At 55.3% G+C, this 20,641-nt stretch carries 20 protein-coding genes; 4 read left to right on the plus strand and 16 right to left on the minus strand.

Annotated features, from left to right (window positions below; all coding sequences use genetic code 11):
* Positions 1-454: 454 nt before the first annotated feature.
* The 8 genes from M2108_RS29850 to M2108_RS29885 form a co-directional block, all read right to left on the minus strand.
* Positions 455-1,165 carry an HAD family hydrolase gene (locus tag M2108_RS29850; RefSeq protein ID WP_277473106.1) on the minus strand — a complete coding sequence of 237 codons (711 nt, stop codon included), beginning with the start codon at positions 1,163-1,165 and terminating at the stop codon, positions 455-457.
* A 25-nt stretch (positions 1,166-1,190) separates the two neighbouring features.
* A complete protein-coding gene (locus tag M2108_RS29855; protein ID WP_277473105.1) occupies positions 1,191-1,655 on the minus strand; it encodes a GNAT family N-acetyltransferase in 465 nt (154 codons plus the stop codon).
* Between the two features lie 114 nt (positions 1,656-1,769).
* Positions 1,770-2,276, minus strand: a complete 507-nt coding sequence (locus M2108_RS29860) for a metallophosphoesterase family protein (protein WP_277473104.1) — start codon at positions 2,274-2,276, stop codon at positions 1,770-1,772.
* Positions 2,277-2,464: 188 nt separating this feature from the next.
* A complete protein-coding gene (locus M2108_RS29865) occupies positions 2,465-3,667 on the minus strand; it encodes an anti-sigma factor (RefSeq protein ID WP_277473103.1) in 1,203 nt (400 codons plus the stop codon).
* Entirely contained in the window at positions 3,660-4,163 is a 504-nt protein-coding gene (locus M2108_RS29870; RefSeq protein ID WP_277473102.1) for a sigma-70 family RNA polymerase sigma factor, read from the minus strand. Before M2108_RS29870 ends, M2108_RS29865 begins: the two co-directional genes overlap by 8 nt.
* A 170-nt stretch (positions 4,164-4,333) precedes the next feature.
* Entirely contained in the window at positions 4,334-5,620 is a 1,287-nt protein-coding gene (locus M2108_RS29875) for an AAA family ATPase (protein ID WP_277473101.1), read from the minus strand.
* 1 nt (position 5,621) lies between these two features.
* Complete coding sequence (locus M2108_RS29880; protein WP_277473100.1) at positions 5,622-7,070, minus strand: RtcB family protein; 1,449 nt, start codon at positions 7,068-7,070, stop codon at positions 5,622-5,624.
* A 339-nt stretch (positions 7,071-7,409) separates the two neighbouring features.
* Positions 7,410-7,670, minus strand: coding sequence for a YqkE family protein (locus M2108_RS29885; protein ID WP_277473099.1), 261 nt, complete (start codon positions 7,668-7,670; stop codon positions 7,410-7,412).
* Between the two features lie 90 nt (positions 7,671-7,760).
* Here M2108_RS29885 and M2108_RS29890 point away from each other — a divergent pair, with 90 nt between their 5' ends.
* A complete protein-coding gene (locus tag M2108_RS29890) occupies positions 7,761-8,090 on the plus strand; it encodes a winged helix-turn-helix transcriptional regulator (RefSeq protein WP_277473098.1) in 330 nt (109 codons plus the stop codon).
* 48 nt (positions 8,091-8,138) lie between these two features.
* Here M2108_RS29890 and M2108_RS29895 read toward each other — a convergent pair whose 3' ends face one another.
* Together M2108_RS29895 and M2108_RS29900 are read right to left on the minus strand one after the other, a co-directional pair.
* A complete protein-coding gene (locus tag M2108_RS29895) occupies positions 8,139-8,642 on the minus strand; it encodes a GNAT family N-acetyltransferase (protein ID WP_277473097.1) in 504 nt (167 codons plus the stop codon).
* 99 nt (positions 8,643-8,741) lie between these two features.
* Positions 8,742-9,584 (minus strand): SDR family oxidoreductase, encoded by an 843-nt coding sequence (locus M2108_RS29900; protein ID WP_277473096.1) that lies wholly within the window; start codon positions 9,582-9,584, stop codon positions 8,742-8,744.
* A gap of 166 nt (positions 9,585-9,750) precedes the next feature.
* Between M2108_RS29900 and M2108_RS29905 the strand changes: the two genes are divergently transcribed.
* Positions 9,751-10,467, plus strand: a complete 717-nt coding sequence (locus M2108_RS29905) for an MBL fold metallo-hydrolase (RefSeq protein ID WP_277473095.1) — start codon at positions 9,751-9,753, stop codon at positions 10,465-10,467.
* A 48-nt stretch (positions 10,468-10,515) separates the two neighbouring features.
* The gene (locus tag M2108_RS29910) at positions 10,516-11,610 is read left to right on the plus strand and encodes a M24 family metallopeptidase (RefSeq protein ID WP_277473094.1); all 1,095 of its coding nucleotides are present in this window, start codon (positions 10,516-10,518) and stop codon (positions 11,608-11,610) included.
* A 97-nt stretch (positions 11,611-11,707) separates the two neighbouring features.
* Here the strand turns inward: M2108_RS29910 and M2108_RS29915 are convergent, their stop codons facing one another.
* The gene (locus M2108_RS29915; RefSeq protein WP_277473093.1) at positions 11,708-12,430 is read right to left on the minus strand and encodes a queuosine precursor transporter; all 723 of its coding nucleotides are present in this window, start codon (positions 12,428-12,430) and stop codon (positions 11,708-11,710) included.
* A 391-nt stretch (positions 12,431-12,821) separates the two neighbouring features.
* Between M2108_RS29915 and M2108_RS29920 the strand changes: the two genes are divergently transcribed.
* Entirely contained in the window at positions 12,822-14,510 is a 1,689-nt protein-coding gene (locus M2108_RS29920; protein WP_277473092.1) for a methyl-accepting chemotaxis protein, read from the plus strand.
* Between the two features lie 1,008 nt (positions 14,511-15,518).
* On the opposite strand, the gene M2108_RS29925 is transcribed toward M2108_RS29920, so the two are convergent.
* The 5 genes from M2108_RS29925 to cobT all read right to left on the minus strand — a co-directional run bounded on the left by M2108_RS29925 (position 15,519) and on the right by cobT (position 19,971).
* Complete coding sequence (locus M2108_RS29925) at positions 15,519-15,845, minus strand: YnfA family protein (RefSeq protein WP_090719330.1); 327 nt, start codon at positions 15,843-15,845, stop codon at positions 15,519-15,521.
* Positions 15,846-15,847: 2 nt separating this feature from the next.
* The gene (locus M2108_RS29930; RefSeq protein WP_277473091.1) at positions 15,848-17,461 is read right to left on the minus strand and encodes a cobyric acid synthase; all 1,614 of its coding nucleotides are present in this window, start codon (positions 17,459-17,461) and stop codon (positions 15,848-15,850) included.
* Between the two features lie 94 nt (positions 17,462-17,555).
* On the minus strand, positions 17,556-18,368 hold the full coding sequence (cobS, locus tag M2108_RS29935; protein ID WP_090719334.1) for an adenosylcobinamide-GDP ribazoletransferase: 813 nt from the start codon (positions 18,366-18,368) through the stop codon (positions 17,556-17,558).
* Positions 18,365-18,913, minus strand: a complete 549-nt coding sequence (gene cobU, locus M2108_RS29940) for a bifunctional adenosylcobinamide kinase/adenosylcobinamide-phosphate guanylyltransferase (protein WP_277473090.1) — start codon at positions 18,911-18,913, stop codon at positions 18,365-18,367. Before cobU ends, cobS begins: the two co-directional genes overlap by 4 nt.
* Entirely contained in the window at positions 18,910-19,971 is a 1,062-nt protein-coding gene (gene cobT / locus M2108_RS29945; protein WP_277473089.1) for a nicotinate-nucleotide--dimethylbenzimidazole phosphoribosyltransferase, read from the minus strand. The genes cobU and cobT overlap by 4 nt, the downstream gene beginning before the upstream one ends.
* Positions 19,972-20,641: the final 670 nt, after the last annotated feature.

A 20,641-nucleotide genomic window follows, 5' to 3' on the forward strand; every position in this document is an offset into this window, starting at 1 on the left:
GGGTAAATCCGGTATTTATAGGCTCGATGAATCAGCATGTGCGACACCTCATTTTTAGTAATATTATTCCTATTATAGCACATACGTTCGGTTTGGAGTCAAAAACCGCAGATTCATCCCCACCCTATCGAGGGTGGAGTATTCTCAGCTTTTTTAGATAAAGAGAAACGCCAGGATTGTGATCCATATCTTTTTTCTCCGTATATTTTTCTTTTTTAATTTTTTTCTGCCTGTTCTTTGTAAAGGTGATGACTGGCGTTCATTATTTTTTTTCATAATATAAACGAACCTTCCCTCAAGCTATCATTTTACTCTATTTTACAATTAATGACTCTATTGGGAGTATGCATTCTGTCATGTTGCATGAATTTTTTACAAATATTTGTGAATGACAAAAAAAGCGCCAGAGCCCAGGCTCCGCCGCTTGCTATTCTCTTTCTATTCCGCCCGCCCCTCAGATCAAGGGAAGCTTGCCAAACTCCTGGTAATCCGCAAAAATATAGCTCGGCACATGCTCCGTACGCGGCTGTCTGCCGCGGGGGTTGTACCAGCACACTTTCCATCCGGCCGACAATGCACCTACCACATCGTTATCCCATGTATCGCCGACATACAGCGAGTTGTCCGGGGTGGTTCCCGTAGCCTCATTGACATGCCTGAAAATCGCCGGGTCCGGCTTCGCCAGTCCGACCGCATCCGAAATGAAGATCATCTCCGCCGGAATCAGCTTGTCGATGCCCAGGCCCCGCAGCTTGTTCGTCTGATGCTCCTTCGGCCCGTTGGTGATAACCCCTACCTTATGCCCGAGAGCCAGGAAACGCCGGATCTGCTCCTCCACCCCGTCAATCATTTCAATGGTGTACTGCCGCCCGATATAGGCCGCCTGTACACGCTCTGCCTGCTCCCTGCTAAGCGCTATGCCATATTCGGCAAAAGCCAGCTCCAGCCGCAGCACCCGCGTCTCCTCCAGCTCAAGCTCACCGCTAAGGTACTTCGGCCAGAGCAGATCGCTGTGATGCCTAACCGTATAAAACAATTCCGCGTAATCCAGACTGCCCTCACCCGGCGCCAGCACCTCGCGCACCGCTTCACGGAACGGCACCAGATGGTCGTACAGCGTATCATCCAGATCAAAAAACACTGCTAATTTACTGCTGTTATCCACGCCAATTCTCCTTACTTGAAGCTAATCATTTAAAAATAAGATCATAAGTGTAAAATTCCTCATCCCTTACGTACCCTTGAGTCTCATACAGGCGCTGTGCACGGAGATTATCCGTCATCGTGGTCAGCGTCAGCCCCTTGCTCCCCGTACTCAAAGCATACTCGCGCACACCTGCCAGCAGCAGCTTACCCAGAGCCTGCCCGCGCAAATGCTCCGCTACGTACAGATCATTCAGCACCCACAGCCGCTGCATCGTAACCGACGAAAAGGACGGGTACAGCTGTGCAAAACCGCCGGCCCGCCTGCTGCCAGCCTTATCCGCTACGGCTATAAAAATAACAGATTCTTCTGCCTTCAGCCTGTCCTGTATAAACTGCAAAGCTCCGGCGGGGTCGGGCTGCTGCCCGTAATACACCCTGTAGTCATTAAACAGCGGGGCAATCAGCTCCGCATCCTGCCACTTCGCCTGTTCCAAACGGTACGCTTCCATTCTGGTTCCCTCTTTTCGCCACTGCGATTGTGTATAATGGAATTCTAAAATAACCGCTGCAGCACTGCCATGGAGAGAATGACAGATCATTTGGACAAAAGCTCCGGCCTTCCGCTATTCCTTGGAATCGTAGAAGACATGCCGGGCGCTGATCTTGCCGTCTTCAATATCCAGTATCCCGAAAGAGTACTGCTTCTCGCGCCGTTTGTCGGTAGGCGAACCGGGATTGAACAGCAGGACACCGTTCTCCCTGCGCATCAGCGGCTGATGGGAATGGCCGAACAGGATGCAGTCCACCTCCTCACCTTCAAAGGCCAGCAGCGCGTTGCCGTCGGTTCCTTTGCGGGAGTACGGGGCATGCCCATGGATCAGTCCGATCCGCACCCCGCCCAGGGTAACAATCTTCTGCTCACCGAACCGGCGGATAATCTCCGGGCCGTCGTTATTGCCGGCAATTCCCTCCACCGGGGCGAGCTCGGCCAGCAGGTCATAAATCTCCATAGCTACCCAGTCCCCCAGATGCAGAATCTGGTCGACGTGGCGAAATTCCTCTACAAGCGCCTGCGGCAGTGCCTTGGCCGACCGCGATAAATGGGTATCCGATACGACTCCTATTTTCATCTGATTCAGCTCCTAATCTGCATAATCTGCATAATAATCTTGTACATCTATCATGACTTCAGCGAATGCATATTTTCAGATAATTGTACGATTTGCAGCAGGCAGAAGCAAGTAAAGCGCTATCATCTATGGACGGGACAGCCTTTCCGCGAATGGTCTGCCCCTGTTACAACAGTATTAATCACACTTTAGTCCCGCCAGTTCCACAGCCGCACCTCACCGATCCGGATATGGCTGATCCAGGCATTCTCCTGCAGCCCCAGCAGCTCCTTGACCGGTCCTGTAACAACCACACCATATAGCTGGACTCCATTCTTCTCAATATAACTTAGCGATTTGTCCAAGTCGAAGAAAAATCCGGCATTCCCGGACAGAAGTTTATAATCTCCAAGCAGACGCAGCGTATCTAGAAAGTTCTGCTCACGGAGCCCGCTGCTGCCGTAAGCTTCAACGGAAGGTGAACTGGAGGAGCTGGAGGTTACACTGCCGAACCAGCCCCGCTTTTCCGTGGTAGCCGACTGTACTGTCATATCCTTAGCATGCCAGATCGGCTGATAAGGGAAGCCGAGCGGGCTGGTTACCACAACATCGTCTGTACTGAGGCCATCATCCACGGCGAACCAGACGGGCAGCACATTCAGCGGCTCCAGCTTTTTCAGCAGCTCATCTGTGCTGTACAGCTGGTCGAGAGAAAGATAGGCTTCGGCCACCGTGCCCTCCGGCAGCTTATCAAGACGCTCCCACTGCTCACTATCGACAATACCCTGGGACTGATTATCCTGCGGATAAGTGAAAAATTGGCGGGAAGTACGCTCATCGGTCCAGTTATAGGTGCCTACCCCCCCAAGCCCGAACAGCATCTGGGTAGAGTAGCTGCCGACATCAACCTGATCGCTTCCGACCTGCTTCAGCAGTCTGCCTGAATAATTCATTCTGAAAAAAGTTTTGGCATTGGAATTTAAATGCACGACTGTATTGGGACTCGAAACCGCAATAGCTGAAGAGATAACGTCCCTGTACGTTTCTCCCCGCTCTCCGGTGCTGTAATAAATAGCCGTTATGATTGAACTGATGACCGTAAAAGCCAGAAAGGCGGACAGCACGGTCATGGTATTAGAGATGCGGGCTTTCCACTTGCCCCGGCGGATGATCCGCTTCTCACTGGTTGCCGGCCTTTTATTAGCCGGATTAGCCCCGTCTTGAGCCGCCATCCAGCCGGATTTCCAGGCAGCCTTCTGTGCAGACTGATCATCCTCCCGCTCCATCAGCTCATCCAGATAGCCCTGATAGATCTCCAGCTTCTCCAGCTCCTGCTCCATCTCCGCCCGTTCTGCCTCCGGCAGGCTGCCTTCGCTGTATTTACGCAGCCTTTCCTTAAACTCCTCACTCATATCCGCTTCTCCTCCGCTCCTCTTCCCGCAGCTTCTGCCTCGCCCGGAAAATCAGTATTTTGTATTGCGGCAGGCTGACTTCCATGATGGCCGCCGCATCCTTATAAGCGATCCCGTTAAAATCATGCAGCAGCAGCGCATGGCGCTGCGCCTCCGGCAGCCTGCCTACAGAGACAGCCAGCGCCTCCATTCTCTGCCTCCGCATGAACAACTCTTCCGTTGTTTCGGGGTGAGGCAGCGTATTGAAGTAGCCTTCCTCTGTCGGAATGCTGCGGCGCGCTTTGCGCGTGTGATCAATAAAAGCATTGTAGGCCACCCGGAACAGCCAGGGCTTGATCCGCTCCTCCCGGCAATCCTCCAGATACAAATAGGCACGGTAAAACGTCTCCTGTGTCAAATCCTCGGCAAGGTGATGATTGCGGCAGAGGGTGTACAAATAACGGTGTATATCGTGAACATAACTCTGATAGTGATGATCCAGCGAATCCGGCTTCATTCCCTCCCCCCTCACACTAACCACGTTTCAGCTGCACGAAAGTTACAGTTTTTTCCCAAATTGCTTATTCCATCATTTATACCGTACCTATGCGAAGGATCGTATAACAGCAAAACAGCCATGCCAACCGCTTCGTTAAGCGGACAGCATGGCTCGTATAAGGCTAGCTATTAATAAAATCCGATCGTGGACGAGGCATCCCGCAGCCACTCCCGCTTGCGGCCTTTATCCAGCTCGCCGCGCATACCGCGCACAAGCTGCTCGACATCGGCCGTGCCGTTCTCATGCCACTCCAGTGCGGCGCTGACATACAGCTCGCCAAGCTGGGTGAGCGAGAAATCCCCGGTCAGGCGGGCTGCCAGGCTGACCCCTTCCTCACCGGCAAAAGTTGAGAAGCCGCGCAGCCGCAGAAACTCCAGCCGCAGCGCCTCATTCGGCATTTTGATCTCATAGGCCCGGTCGAAGCGTCCGGCGCGGTTCATGAGGCCGGGATCGATTTTGTCCGGATAGTTGGTCGTTCCGATCAGAAAAATCCCTTCCTTGGAGGTGGCTCCGTCCAGCGTATTCAGGAAGAACGAACGGACCTCCTGCGGCATCGAATCAATGTCCTCGATGACCAGCACCATCGGTGCCAGCCGGGCCGCGGCCTCGAACACCTCATTCACCGATTCGCTGCTGGTGTATTCAGTAATCTGCCAGTACACCACAGGCCCGGGCACGCTGCCGGCAATGGATTTTACAAGTGTGGTCTTGCCGTTGCCGGGATGACCGTAGAGCAGAATGCCTCTTTTGTACGGGATATCATAATTAACATAAAAGCTGCGGTCCGCATCAAAAAACTGGTCCAGTGAACGGTAAATTTCTTTTTTGACGGCGGCATCCAGCACGACCTCCTCACGGGAGGCAGCCCGGGTAATCGGCTCATCCTCACGGCAGACCCCGTTACGGCGGTCGGTAAACACCGTCACCTTGTTGATATTCTGCTCCCGCTGCCGTCTGCGTACATTGCCGAGAAAGGCCTGCAGCTGGCTATCTGATGCGGCAAATACAAAATCCTGAAAATTAATGCCGTTTTCCTGGAATACAGGTACTCTGGCAAGCGCTACCCCCATAGAAGGGTAGGCCAGTACATTATTGCGGATCGACAAATGGATATTGTACTCCGGCTGTTCCTTGTCATCGTCGTAAACAAAGGTTCGGTCCTCCAGCCGGTCAAAAATACGCGCAACATGCTCAACCTCCGGGTTGCCTGACTGGACATCATCCTGCAGCAGCTTCCAGTATTCACTGTTCGGATCATCGCTGGCGTACAGCTCATAGCGGACATCATAGCGTGTGTACAGAGCTTCTAGAATTCCGTCAACGAGCCGGGCATAGACGTCATAGCCCTTGATCAGACCGCCGGCACCTGCATCATACGGAAAAACTACAGCCTGCTTCTCATACTCCTGCTTCATCCTATTTCGTCCCCTTTATCGCTGCGAGCGGCTTGCATTTGGCTACCACAGCAGCCAGGCCGGCGCCCGTAACGCTTTCTATGATCTCATCTACATTCTTATAGGCTTGAGGGGATTCGTCAATGATAGATTCCAGGGAATGCTGGTTTACCACAATTTCATCATCCTTGCCGACGTTAAGCGATCGGGAAAATTCCTGGACCGATACCAGCCGTTTTGTAGCTGAGCGGGAACGGATGCGGCCGGCCCCGTGGCAGATGGAGTAGTAATTTTCTTCTCCGCCGCTCTGCCCAACCATAATATACGATGCAGTTCCCATGGAGCCGGGAATCAGCGCCGGATGGCCGGTAGCAGCATAGACATCCGGGTTATCCGGATGGCCGGCGGGAAGGGCACGGGTAGCCCCTTTGCGGTGCACGAATTTGGTACCGGAGGAGGTCTTTTCCTCCCAGGCGTAGTTGTGCATCAGGTCATACAGCGTCCGCAGCTCACATTTGGTACCGAATACGTCACGGAAGCCCTCTCGCACACCGTAAGCAATCAGGTGGCGGTTTACCACCGCATAATTCAGCGCTGAGTACATCAGATTGACGTACCGCTGAGCCTGCGGGTGGGCAAGCGGGGCATAAATCAGCCTCGGATCGGCGCTCCCGAGTCCCAACTGACCCATGACCTTGGCAAAGGCTGGCGTACAGAACTGGTTCACCATCCCTCCCCAGGCCCGGGAGCCGGAGTGGATCATCACGGCAATCTGCCCGTCCTTCAGGCCCCAGGCTTCGGCTACAGCCCGCTGCTCCTCTGCGATTTCAATCGCCTGAATTTCTACGAAGTGATTCCCGCCGCCGAGTGTACCGAGCTGGCGGTGGCCGCGGTGCCAGGCCATATCCGGCAGCTCGTTCAGAATCTCCTCGTCAAAGCTGAGCCGCTTGATCTCCACATGGGACAGCGCACTCGATTTCTTCGGTGTGTAGCTGTCGGGGATATACTTGTTCGGCAGGCCCTGCAGGCCTTTGCGGACAATGTTCTCCAGCCGGATATCGCCATAATGGCCGCGCTGCTGCTGCTCCATCGGCAGGTATCTCTCAATCGCACGCACCAGCTTGCGGCGCAGCTTCACCTCGCGCAGATCGTCCTTGTGCAGATTGGTCAGATGCACCCGCATGCCGCAGCCGATGTCGCTGCCCACGATGGACGGCGATACATAGCCCGAGGCAGCGTCCCATACAGCGGTAGTCCCAATGCAGGTTCCGACACCAACATGCACATCGGGTGTATAGCTCATATATTCAATACCGGGAATCTGCAGGTTGTTATTGGCCATTTCAAGCACTTTATAATCCAGGGAGCCAAACAGCTGCTCGCTGGCATACACCTTGAGGTCGCCGCCGGGAAGGGCCACCTCATGTTTATAGCGGGGCTCATAGCCCGCTTGCTGATTAATGTTATTCATAAATTAATGTCATTTCCTCTCAGGTTTAGATACAACAAAAAGAGCCGCAGATCAGGTTCTGATCATACGGCTCCGGGTAAGGCAGGGCGGCTTGAGGCTCCGGGCTGCGCCGGCTCAAAGCCACCCTTATTCGATTGAGACAGGATGAGCAGTACTGCGCATCATGTCTCCCGGACGAAGGCGCTGGGATCAGATGGTTCATATGCGGTTGTGATATGGCTTAGCGGCAGTGTCTGTACATTTGTTCCAATCATGACCCTTCGGCCTCCCTTCTGTTCTTGGTACCCTCAATATAATCGGCTCTGGTGTAAATTGTCAACCCGGCGGTCCGGTAAAAAATTATTTGAATTTGTGCCAGTCCTGATTGCTGTTCTCCAGCAGATGGGCAAAATCATTCTCCAGACGCTTCTGTTCGGCCTTGCGCTGATCCTCTGCCGCTTTGCGTGCTGCTTCCTTTTTATCCTGTTCTTCAGCCTTCAGTGCATCCGACTGTGCCTTCAGCTTGCTCAGCACATCACTGCTCAGCAAGTCCTTCAGAGTAGCCGGGGCATCCGCTGCAGCGGCGCGCGGTGCGCCGGTATTCTGCTTCTTTTTAGCCATTGTAATCGTCCTTTCAGCTTCTGTATTTACTTCAAGTTTGTTTTAGCAGGTAGTCTTTCCGTTTATAATGTAAGGTAAGAGGTGAGCCTTATGAAATCCGTAGACCTGTGTCCAAAGCTGCAAAAAAGCATGGATATTATCGGCAGACGCTGGACCGGCTTGATCATCTATCAGCTTCTCCAGGGACCGCAGCGTTTCAGTACGATCGAAGCCGCGCTGCCAGTCAGCGGGCGGCTCTTGTCAGAGAGGCTTAAAGAGCTTGAGCAGGAGGGCATCGTGCTGCGCGAGGTCTTTCCCGAAACACCCGTAAGGATTCAGTATTCCCTGACCGATAAAGGCCGGGCTCTGGAATCTGTCATGCGTGATCTGGAAAAGTGGTCGGACGCCTGGATCGACTCCGCTGAATGCCCGCCGCAGTAGAAGCAGCCTTCCTCCGGGAAGCAGGCTGCTCCTGCACAGCTTAGGCGGCTACAGCTTGCGTCCGATGATAACCAGATCGCGCGGGATGCCGTCCATTACGGCAACACCGGGAAGCAGTCCCCATTCCTTGAACCCGAACTTGCGCAGCAGAGCAAGGCTCGGCTCATTGTGGCCGAATACAAAGCCCACCAGATTATGAAGGCCCAGGCGCGGGCACTCCTCCAGTGCCTTGGCCAGCAAAATGCTGCCGGCCCCTTTTCCGCGGAAGTTTTCATTCACGTACACGCTGATCTCAGCGGTTCCGTTATACGCCGGACGCCCGTAAAAGGACTGGAAACTGAACCAGGCAGCAATCTCATCTCCCTGCTTCAGCACCCACAGCGGGCGGTGATGGCTGTTATGCTCATGGAACCATTTGAGACGGTCCTCTACACTTACAGGCTCCAGATCTGCAGTCACCATCCGCCCTGCTACGGTAGAGTTATAAATCTCCACGATCGCCCCCAAATCCTCAAGTGATGCATCTTCTAAGCTGTAGTTGTTCAAGGCCATCCTACTTTTCCCCCTAGTTATTATCTATATCACTTACTAATGATTTGGCTGCATTTAATAATCTGTACATCTCTTATTATACTACCCTTGGGTCGTCTACTACTCCAATCCGGTATGCTCTGAGCTCCATTGCCACAGGCGTGCCGCTTCCTTGTCATCTGCGGCTCTCGGCGACAGCTCCTGGATTTGGCGGCGGTAGTAGTACTGTCCGCTCACGCCGCTGACCTCCGGTGCCGTTGCCAGATAAACGGCTGTATCCGCACCCTGCTCAGGGGTCAGGAAAAAGTACGACAGCAGCTTCAGCACCGAACGGCCGAAGCCGGTTTCCCGGTTCACTCCGATGCTTGTTCCGACAGCCCCGGGATGAACTGCATTGACCGTAACCCCTGTGCCCTGCAGACGGGCAGCCAGCTCATGCGTGAACAGGATGTTGGCCAGCTTGGAACGGGCATAGGCCTTGGCCGGGTTGAAGCCGCGCGACAGCGTATGGTCCTCCAGATAAAGCTTGCCGAGCTTGTAGGCACCGGAGGCGACCACAACAACCCTCCCCTGCTCGGCATTCTTCAGCGCTCCGAGCAGCAGATTGGTCAGCAGGAAATGCCCCAGGTGATTGACGCCAAAATCCATCTCGTAGCCGTCTGCCGTCAGCTCGCGCTTAACAGTGACAACTCCGGCGTTGTTGATCAGTACATCCAGCACCGGATAGGCCGCCAGAAACTCTACCGCAAAGCTGCGGATACTCTGGAAGGAAGCCAGATCACACAGCATCAGCGTAATGTCCTCCGACCCGCTCCGGCGCCGGGCTTCAGCCAGAGCTGCTTCGCCGCGCGTCCTGCTGCGGCAGGCCATAACCACCTTCGCGCCCCGGCGGGCCATTTCAATCGTTGTAGCCAGTCCCATACCGGAGTTGCCGCCGGTGACGAGCACAATTTTGCCATGCATAGCCGCTCATTCCCCTCTCCTGCGCAGGACCCTGCCAGCTTCAGTCCCGGCCTGGCCTTTTCCAGGCAGTTGATCTAAGATAATGTTACATTATATCAGGGGTTTAAGAAAAGAATAGCCCCAAAACTTTCAGGAGGTGAGTCCGGGAGAAGTCCCGGAGCTATCCATGCAGATCAGACCGAATGTTATTGTGCTTACTATCCCGCTGGGAGAATCCCAGGTGCATCCTGTACTGCTTAAAGACAAAGACGGACTGACCCTGATTGACACCGGCATGTTCGACCAGTATGAGGCCCTGATTCAGGCGATAGAGGAAGCTGGCGAAGCCCCTTCCAGCCTGAAGCGGATTATTCTTACCCATCAGGATACAGACCATATCGGGAATCTTCCCGCACTTGCCCGGGAATTCCCCGGCGTCCGCCTGTTCGCCCATCCGGGCGATCTGCCGGTTATCAGCGGCAGCCGGCCGATGCTCAAAATGACCCCGGAACGGATTGCCCAGCTGCCGCCTGAACGCCGGGAGGCGTTCGAGCGCTTTCTGGAGCAGCTGAAGCAGCTGCCGGAAATCGAAGAGCTTCAAGATGCTGAACGTCTGCCCTGGGGCGGCGGTCTTGAGATTATCCATACTCCCGGGCATACACCGGGACATATCTGCCTCTACCTGCGGGAGCAGGAGCTGCTGCTAGCTGCCGATGAGCTGCGTGTTCTGGGCGGGGAGCTGGCCGGACCATGGGATGCAGCCACACCCGATATGCCGCTGGCGCTGCGCAGCCTGCTGAAGCTGAAGGATCTGCCGGTCCGTACCATCCTCTGCTATCACGGCGGTGTGTATGAAGGCAGTCCGCAGGCGCTTATCGGGACATTGACCGAATCTCTGCTATAATTAGAGAATTGCTGTTTAGAAGGAGAATACGAAAGGGGAAAATCTTAAATGAACGATGCTCTGAAAAGTCTGGAGCAGGGAATGGCGGGAAACGGGCTGGATGCACTGCTCGTCACCGATCCCAAGCATGTCTACTACTTGACCGGCTTCGCCTCGAACCCGCATGAACGGTTTCTCGGTCTGCTGCTGATCCGCGGCGAGGAGCCGGTACTGATTGTTCCGGCGCTTGACAGTGAGGCTGCACATGCAGCTTCCTCGGTCCAGACGATTCTGACACACAGCGATACGGATAATCCGTATGAGCTGCTTAAGTCGCGTTTTGGCGGTACGGCACCGGGAACGTTCGGCATTGAAAAAGAGCATTTCTCCGTCAGCCGCTATGAGCTGCTGTCGGCAGCCGTTCCGGCCGGAAGCTTCAGCGATATCGGCCCTCTGCTGCGGGCCATGCGGGCCAGAAAGACCCCGGAGGAAATCAGCCGGATGAAGCATGCCGCCGAGCTGGTAGAAGAGGTGCTCCGCCGCGGGCTGAGCCACATCAAGAACGGAGTAACAGAGATCGAGCTGGTTGCTGAGCTTGAATATCTGATGAAGAAGGTCGGCGCTTCCGGCCCCTCCTTTGATACGATGGTGCTCTCCGGACCCAATACGGCGCTGCCGCACGGGGTGCCCGGTGACCGTATTATCCAGCCGGGCGATCTGCTGATGTTCGACATGGGCGTATATGCGGCCGGATACGCCTCCGATATTACGCGTACCTTTGCCGTTGGCGAGATTGACGGCAAGCTGGTTGAGATCTACAATACCGTTCTGGCCGCCAATATGGCCGGGATTGCTGCTTCCAGAGCCGGGGCCACCTTCGGTTCTGTGGACAAAGCTGCACGTGATGTGATCGAAGCTGCAGGCTACGGCGAATATTTCATGCACCGTGTCGGACACGGTCTGGGCATGGATACCCATGAATATCCTTCGCTGCACGGCCTCAATACCGACATCATCGAGAACGGCAATGTGTTCACGGTTGAGCCGGGCATCTACGTACCAGGTCTGGGCGGTGTGCGCATTGAGGACGATGTGTTTATTACCGCCGAAGGTCCTGTCACCTTGACCAGCTTCCCCAAGGAGCTTACGGTTCTTCATCTGTAGGCAGCGGCAGTCCTGCTGCACCTCAGCCAGACAAAAAAAGCAGCACGCCCTTTTCCGGGGGCCTGCTGCTTTTTATATATGCGGTGAATTCATTATTTTATGCATCAAGCCTGGCTCCGGTATCCTTGCGGCTTCCGGTCTCTTCAGCAAAGCTGAAGGAACGGGCAATATACAGGATAGGCGTGCCTGCGCCGGTCAGCAGGAATTTGGACAGATAGGTTGTCAGCAGGATCTCCGTCCACACCTTCAGATCATAGAGCCCGGCAAAAGCAATGGTGCAGAAAATCAGCGTATCCACAAACGAGCTGACCATTGTGCTGCCGTTCGAGCGGATCCATAGCTGGCGCGAGCTGCCGTAGTACTTTCTGATCCAGGAATAGAGGCGTACATCCAGGAACTGGCTGATAAAATAAGCCGTCAGACTGCCCAGCGCGAGGCGCGGCATCATGCCAAAGATCGTCTCCAGCGAGGATTGGGCGATATCCGTCTCCTGCGGCTCAAAGACAAGCACCATCTGCATAATCGCCGTCGTCATCAGCAGCGTGAAGAAGCCGAACCAGACTGCGTTACGCGCTTCAGCTCTGCCGTATTTCTCATTCAGCAGGTCGCTGGTCATATACAGCGTGACATACATCGTATTGCCGAGCGTCATGACAATGCCCAGCGGCATCTCAATTGTTTTGGCTACTTGAATGTTGGCAATAACAGTCGCTACTCCAACCCAGGCATACAGGCCCTTTTTGCCGAACAGCCGGTAGCAGATCAGAAAAAAGGCAAAATTGACAATAACAAACAATATTCCCCACAGCAAATTAAACATGTATCTGTAAATCCTCCTAGTTTTGGTTACGCGGGATGGTTACGAACCGCGGTTATGATATTATGCCGGAACAAAACATTACTACTTTACCACAATAAAAGCTTACAAGCCATGAAATTTTGTTTCCAGCAAATTCAACAATTTCTCTGTATATTTTCAAAAAATCGACGTATATATTCGAAATTTATCAAATTTTTCAGAAAATTCTGCGTTATTGTTGTATTTTTCACTATTCAACCGGGGGTTAATTCTATAAAATAGTTATCAATTGCATTTCTGAAACCGATATCCTCATATATGACCCTACCGACGGAATATATTGTGCCTGCTTTCATTGTGAGGCATTACAGCGGGATATGCTATGCATCTTAACCACGAAGGAGAGAATGAAATGGTACGCTTTAAAAACTCGATCAGCCGCAAGTTCACGCTTCTTTTGTTTGCGGTATTGTTGCTAACGTCGCTTGTGCTCAGTATCAGCTTCTACTTTATCTCCATGAGTACCATCGACAGCTATGTAATGCCGCAGATTAACAAGCTTCTGACTGCAGCCGCCCAGGATTCATACAAGGGAATGAACGCCACACACGCCCAGCAGACGCTTAACAAGAGTGAACAGGCCGCAACCAATCTGAAATTCTATTTTCGGGAAAAAAAAACACAGCATGACGTGGAAACTATCTTCCTGATCAACCTTGCCGAAGGCAAAGCTACTGTACTGACCGCCGATCAGGATTCCAAGCTGAAAGCCGGCGATAATCTTGCCGTAACCCCCGTAATGGAACAGGCCTCGAAAGGAAAATCAGGGGTCAGTGATACATACAGTGACAGTCATGGTATACATAGAACCGCGTATGTCGGAGTTCCCGGCGGCACGATGCTGATTGGCGTAAGCTATGATGTAGGTTTTGTTCAGGATAAAATAGACAGCATCATCTGGACCAGTGTTGCCATTACGCTGGCTTCGCTGATTGTCGGACTCTCAGCCGCCTACTTCATGAGCCGCCGGATTACCCGTCCGCTCACCCAGCTCACGGCATACAGCAATAAGCTGGCAGAAGGCGATTTCACCCAGGAGCTGACTATCAAAGGGAACGATGAGGTCAGCCAGCTGTCGGAAAGCTTCCGCAGCATGGGGTACAAGCTAAAGGATATGATCGGCCAGGTACTGGAAACCTCCAATACCGTTGTAGCTGATGCCAATGATCTGAAGAAGCGTGTAGAGGTACTGAACACAATGGCTGAACGTTCCGCCGAGTCGGTGACTGAGATCAGCAAGGGCAGCGCAACCATTGCGGCCAGCGCCTTAGAGAATTCCAAAGCGATGGAAGAAATCAATGTCGGCATCCAGCATATCGCTGCCGCTGCCGGCGAAGTAACCGAGCAGATCAGTGAGGCTTCGCAGGAAGCAACCGGCGGGAATGAAACCGCACGGAGTGCCGTTGAGCAAATGCGCCAGGTAGAGCAGGTCTCCGTGCATTCGCTTGAGCAGTTCCGTATCATGAACGAACGTTCCCAGATGATCGGCGAAGTGGTTCAGGGCATTACCGAGATTACGAAGCAGATTCAAATGCTGTCACTTAACGCTTCGATTGAAGCGGCCCGTGCAGGTGAGCATGGGCGGGGCTTCGCCGTTGTCGCCGGAGAGGTCCGCAAGCTGTCCGAGCAGTCGAAGCAATCCAATGAGCAGATCCGTGAGTTCCTGCTCAGCCTGCAGGAGGATATGAACCGTTCGGTAGAGGAAATGAACCACGTAAACGCAGAGGTATCCTCCGGGGTCGGCAAAGTTGTTGCTGCCGGAGATGCCTTCAATCACCTGCTCATTCTGATTCAGAGCATCAACCACAGCATCCAGTCCGTCTCCGCCGCAACCCAGGAAATCTCCGCCGGCACCGAGGAAGTCAGTGCCTCTGTTGAAGAAGCGGCACAGATTACGGCCGTGTCACAGACCATTGCTGATTCGCTTGCCGAAGACTCCTCACGGCAGCATCAGGAGCTGGAGAGCAATTCGCTGACTGTAGAGCATCTGCACGAGCAGGCTGTCAAGCTCCAGCGGGCTGTCGCCCAGTTTAAGATTTAATTATAAAGGACCCTCTGAAAGCGCCGCTTGACGGCAAGCTTCCAGAGGGTCCTTTTTAGTTGCGATAGTCGATAGAGGAACGGCTGTACTACAGTTCCAAAATACCCCGGTGCTGCTTTTTTTGTAAGCACTGCCTGCAGCCTCTGCCTAGCTAGTGCATTTGTGCCGCCAGCTGCATGAGAGGGCTGACCGCTAACTGCTGCGGCTTCTGCTGATTCTGATAGCTGGCCGCTAACTGCTGCGGCTTCTGCTGATTCTGATAGCTGACCGCTAACTATTGCGGCTTCTTCTGATTCTGATAGCTGGCCGCTATCTATTGCGGCTTCTTCTGATTCTGATAGCTGGCCGCTAACTGCTGCGGCTTCTGCTGATTCTGCTAGCTGGCCGCTAACTGCTGCGGCTTCTGCTGATTCTGATAGCTGGCCGCTATCTATTGCGGCTTCTGCTGATTCTGATAGCTGGCCGCTAACTGCTGCGGCTTCTGCTGATTCTGATAGCTGGCCGCTATCTATTGCGGCTTCTTCTGATTCTGATAGCTGGCCGCTATCTATTGCGGCTTCTGCTGTTCTGATAGCTGGCCGCTATCTATTGCGGCTTCTGCTGATTCTGATAGCTGGCCGCTATCTATTGCGGCTTCTGCTGATTCTGATAGCTGACCGCTATCTATTGCGGCTTCTGCTGTTCTGATAGCTGGCCGCTATCTATTGCGGCTTCTGCTGTTCTGACTTCTAACGGACCGTAGCGCTCTTATTCTATCTGTTATTTCAGTTTGCCTCAGCTAACGGACCGTAGCGCCCTTATTGGCTGCCTGGCAGGCGTTTTTCACCCCAATATAGCCAAATAAGGACGCTGAGGTCCGTTAGGTTGTACAACTAGGCTTTTGGCGGGGAATAAGGTCATCTCAGTCCGTTACAGGGCTGCATAATATTTCAGCTGCATGCCGGTTAACTTTGCAACCTTTGATTGGTATGTTAAGTGCTCAACAGGCAGCTGCTTACAGTAATATAATCAGCTTCTCGGTGCCCACAGTATGACTGAGACTCCGACTACGCAGATGGCGGCGCCGATCCAGTCGTACATATCCGGTGTTTTTTTATCGACCAGCCAGCCCCACAGGACTGCCAGCACAATGAACACGCCGCCGTATGCCGCGTACACTCTGCCGAAGGACGGGAACTTCTGGATAGTAGGGATGATGCCATAGGCAATCAGGATGACTGCGCCTGTAATCCCGTACCAGAGCGGACGGGACTCCCGCAGCCAGAGCCAGACCAGATACCCTCCGCCGATCTCGGCCAGCCCGGCCACTATAAACAGCAGTATAGCCATGAACATTGCTATCCCTCTTTTCCGGGCAGGCCCATTATTGTATATACTGCCTCCATATTCAGGTTCTCCCGCACAGATGAAGCCAGCCGGTCGAACTCCTGCTCACGCACGGCAGCCGCCGAGAAGGTAACGGCCAGCGGAGGTAATCCTTTGGCTTCCCGTATACCGTCCAGCCAGCGGCGGCGCAGCTCATCGTTATGGAACAGGCCATGCAGATAGGTTCCCCAGATTCTGCCGTCAGGCGTCCCCCAGCCTTCAGACTGCTCCTGCCCGTCCTCCCCCGCCAGCCTGAACAGGCTGCGGACCGCGTCAGGATCATGATTTGCAGTTGTTCCCATATGAATTTCATATCCGCTGACAGCGGTACCAGCGGCATCTTCCGGAGCAGCTCCGCTTAACCGCAGCGGATGGCCGGCGGCGAGTACACCATGGACCCGAACGGTGGTTTTATGCTGCAAAAATACCGTCGACAGCGGCAGATAACCGAGTCCGTCGCTTTCTCCCGGCTCTGCGCTCTCCACCCCATCCGGATCAAGCAGCTTCTGCCCCAGCATCTGATAGCCGCCGCAGATTCCGGCAAGTTGCAGGGTCCCTTGGCGTAGCGCCTGTGCAATAGCCACCGGGAACCCCTGCTGCCTCAGAAATGCCAGGTCTGCCGCCGTATTTTTGGTGCCCGGCAGAATGATAACGTCCGGCCTACCGAGCTCTAAAGCGGAGTTCACATAACGCACTGAGGTATCCGGCTCATCCTGCAGCGGATCAAAATCGGTAAAATTTGAGATGCGCGGATAACGGATAACCGCAATATCCAGTTCTTTGGCGCTGCCGGATGAGCGTGCCGGGGCTCCTTCCAGAACTACGGAGTCTTCCGCCTCAATCCGCAGCTGCGGCAGGAAGGGCAGCACTCCAAGCACCGGGATGCCAGTACGCTCCTCCAGCCAGTCCAGCCCCGGCTTCAGCAGAGACAGGTCGCCGCGGAATTTGTTGATAATAAAGCCCTTTACCCGGGCCCGTTCATGCGGCTCAAGCAGCTCCAGCGTACCTACCAGGAACGCAAACACGCCGCCCCGGTCAATATCTGCAACCAGCAGTACCGGAGCATCTGCCCAGCCAGCGAGATTCATATTGACGATATCCCTGGCCTTCAGATTAATCTCCGCCGGGCTGCCTGCACCCTCCATCAGCACGGCGTCATAGGTATCACGCAGCCTGCCAAGCGCAGATAGCACGGTATCCTTCGCCTCTGGTAGAAACTTCTCCCGGTACTCCCTGGCACTGAGCGCCGTATGCGGCACACCATGCACCACAATCTGGGCGCTCATCTCCCCGGATGGCTTCAGCAGAATCGGATTCATGTCCGTGGTGGCTGTTATGCCGAAAGCTTCGGCCTGCATCCCCTGGGCGCGGCCGATTTCCCTGCCGTCTTCGGTAACATAGGAATTCAGCGCCATGTTCTGCGATTTATACGGAGCTACATGGTATCCGTCCTGTGTCATAATCCGGCCGATGGCCGCGGTGACGAGGCTTTTGCCGACATCCGAAGCGGTTCCCTGTATCATCAGAACGGCCGCCGGCCGCTGTGGTACATATCTGTCCGCTTGTTGCTCTGCTTGCTTCTTCATGTATGGTTCCTCGCTCTCTTCCTGCTAATCGGAGTAAAGGCCGCTGGCCAGGCCTGCTTCTGCTCCCGCGTACAGCTCGTCTGCCCGGCAACTGCTACAGTAGATTGTGCTGCAGCAGCACAAGAAGCAGCAGCAATGCTGCTTCGAGCAGCTCGTTCAGCGCGCCGTACACGTCGCCGGTGAGCCCGCCGAGCCGGCTGCTGATCCGCCGCGCCGCGTATCCGCCGCAGGCTATGGCGGCCAGCGGCGCCAGGCAGGCCGCAGCCAGATGCTGCGGCCACGCCCCGCCTCCCGCGCCCAGCACCAGAGGTGCTGCGGCTGCGGGAAGCGTCAGCAGAGCGGCGAGCAGCATGGCGCGCCGCTCCTGGCGGACCGGCAGCGCGGCGAAGCTCGCTGCCAGGCCTTCATTGCCGCGGGCCAGGGGGAAGCGGGCCATGGCCCGCACCATGTACCAGCGGCTCCACACCGGCGGCAGCAGGAGCAGCGGCAGCTCGTAGTAACGGCTACCCCCGATAAAGGCTGCCAGGAGCGCTGCCTTCAGCAGCAACAGAAGCACGCAGGCCAGCACGCCCATGGCCCCCACGCGGCTGTCCTTCATGATCTCCAGCATCCGCTCCCTTGAGCGGTAGCTGAGCAGCGCATCGGCGCTGTCCATCCAGCCGTCCAGGTGCAGCCCGCCGGTCAGTCCCACCCACAGGATGAGGGTGATGACAGCAGCAGGCCAGACCGGCAGCAGCCAGGCGGCAGCTGCTGCTGCCGCCGCTGCGCTAAGCCCGATGGCTGCGCCGACCAGCGGGTAATAGACCACGCTGCGACGCAGCAGCTCCGGCGAGAAGTCTCCGCCATCCTTAACCGGAAAGCGGGACAGAAACTGAAAAGCGGCTGCGGCATCCCTGCGCGCGCTCACAGCTTGTACTCCCTGCTCTTGAGCTCTATTGGAATGCCGGCAGTGACCAGAAAGACCTGCTGGCAACGTGCAGCCACCCTGGCATTCATCCTGCCGGCCAGATCCCGGTACAGCCGTCCGAGCGCATATTCCGGTACGATTCCGTCACCAACTTCGTTCGTTACAAGGACCAGCGTCCCTTGAAAGGACGATACGCTATCCTCTAGCCGGGCGATCTCCTGCTCCACCCGTTCCTGCCTGTCCGGCTCGCTTTCAACAGCCAGCAGCACATTTGACAGCCAGAGCGTCAGGCAATCCACCAGCACCGCCCTGCCTCCCGAGAGACGGTCAAGCAGTGCGGGCAGCTCATGCGGCTCCTCCAGCGTCTGCCATTGCCCGCCGCTTTCCCCGCGCTGCCGCCGGTGCAGGGCAATCCGCACCTTCATCTCATCATCGAATGACTGTGCGGTCGCCACATACACTGCCTGCTCTGCCAGTGACAGTGTGAGCCGCTCGGCGAAGCCGCTTTTGCCGCTGCGCGCACCGCCTGTTACAAGAATGCTCATCGGCTCTCCGCTCCCGAGACCCCCGCGCTTTCGAAGGTGGCCATCTCCCGCATTATGCGGCTGGCTGCTTCAATCAGGTGGAGGCAGAGCACGCCTCCTGTCCCTTCCCCAAGACGCAGCCCAAGATCAAGCAGCGCTGTCAGTCCCAGCCGCTCCAGCATCAGCCTATGCCCCTGCTCGCCGGAGATATGGGAAGCGATCATGTAGTTAACGGACTCCGGGGCAAGCGCCTTGGCGACAAGCGCCGCCGCTCCGGAGATGAAGCCGTCGAGTACCACGGGAACCTTGGCCGCTGCCGCCCCCAGTATGAGACCGGCCAGACCGGCGATCTCAAGTCCGCCAACCTTGGACAGCACATCCATTCCATCCCCGGGATCAGGTGCATTCAGCTTCAGCGCACGTTCTACAACGGCAATTTTGTGACGCAGCCGCTCATCGTCAATACCGGTACCGCGGCCGACAGCCGTTTCCGCCGGGATGCTTTCCAGTGCACAAAGAACCGCAGCGCTGGCTGTTGTATTACCGATCCCCATTTCGCCGGTAATAAAAATCCCGGTTCCGCTCTTTACAGCTTCCTCAGCCACGCTGATCCCGGCCAGAATAGCCTGCTGCGCTTCTTCGCGGCTCATCGCCGGCCCCTGCGCCATATTGCCGCTGCCGTAGCGCACTTTCCGGGCGATCAGCTCAGGATGGCTGACGTCCCCGGCTATGCCGATGTCAACCAGCTTGACCTCTGCGCCGGCCTGCCGGGCCAGCACATTGACCCCTGCGCCGCCGCCGAGGAAATTGTAGGCCATCTGCACGGTGACCTCCTGGGGAAAAGCACTGACACCTTCGCTGCACACGCCGTGGTCGGCAGCCATAACCACCACGGTCCGCTTGCCGTAAGCCGGCTGCTCCGTGCCTGAAATCCCCGCGAGCCGTACCGCCAGCTCCTCCAGCCGTCCGAGGCTCCCCGGCGGCTTGGTCAAAATATCGAGCCGCTGCTCCGCCCGCTGTACCGCTTCCTTGTCAGCCGGTGTGATCCGGCTGATGACTTGATCAATTGCTGCTTGCATCGCAATTCCTCCTATGTATCGTCTACCTCACATTTCATACTATCTGCCGCGTATCCTGAATCTCCCACAAGCAGCCCGGCAAATGCGATCTACCACACACAATCTGTCACTAGCCACTAGCTGCTCGCCATCTGTCTCCAGCTACTCCCCATCTACCACTAGCTACTCAACATCAGCCATTATCAACTCGCCCTGTGCCATTAGCTACTCAACATCAGCCACCATCAACTCGACCTGTGCCACCAGCCACCCAACATCAGCCACCATCGACTCGACCTATGCCACCAGCCACCCAACATCAGCCACCATCAACTCGCCATCTGCCACTAGCCACCCAACATCAGCCACCATCAACTCGCCATCTGCCACCAGCTACTCAACATCAGCCACTATCCACTCGCCATCTACCACTACTACTCAACATCTGATACTATCAACTCGCCCTGCGCCACCAGCTACTCCAACATCAGCCATTATCAACTCGCCATCTGCCATTAGCTACTCAACATCAGCCACTATCCACTCGCCCTGTGCCATTAGCTACCCAACATCAGCCACCATCAACTCGCCCTGTGCCACCAGCTACTCAACATCAGCCACTATCCACTCACCATCTGCCACTAGCTACTCACCGCTTGTTTCTTAACAATATCTTAGCAAACGCACTGCC

It is taken from the genome of Paenibacillus sp. PastM-3, from assembly GCF_029893965.1.
Classification (GTDB): Bacteria; Bacillota; Bacilli; order Paenibacillales; family Paenibacillaceae; genus Paenibacillus_AQ.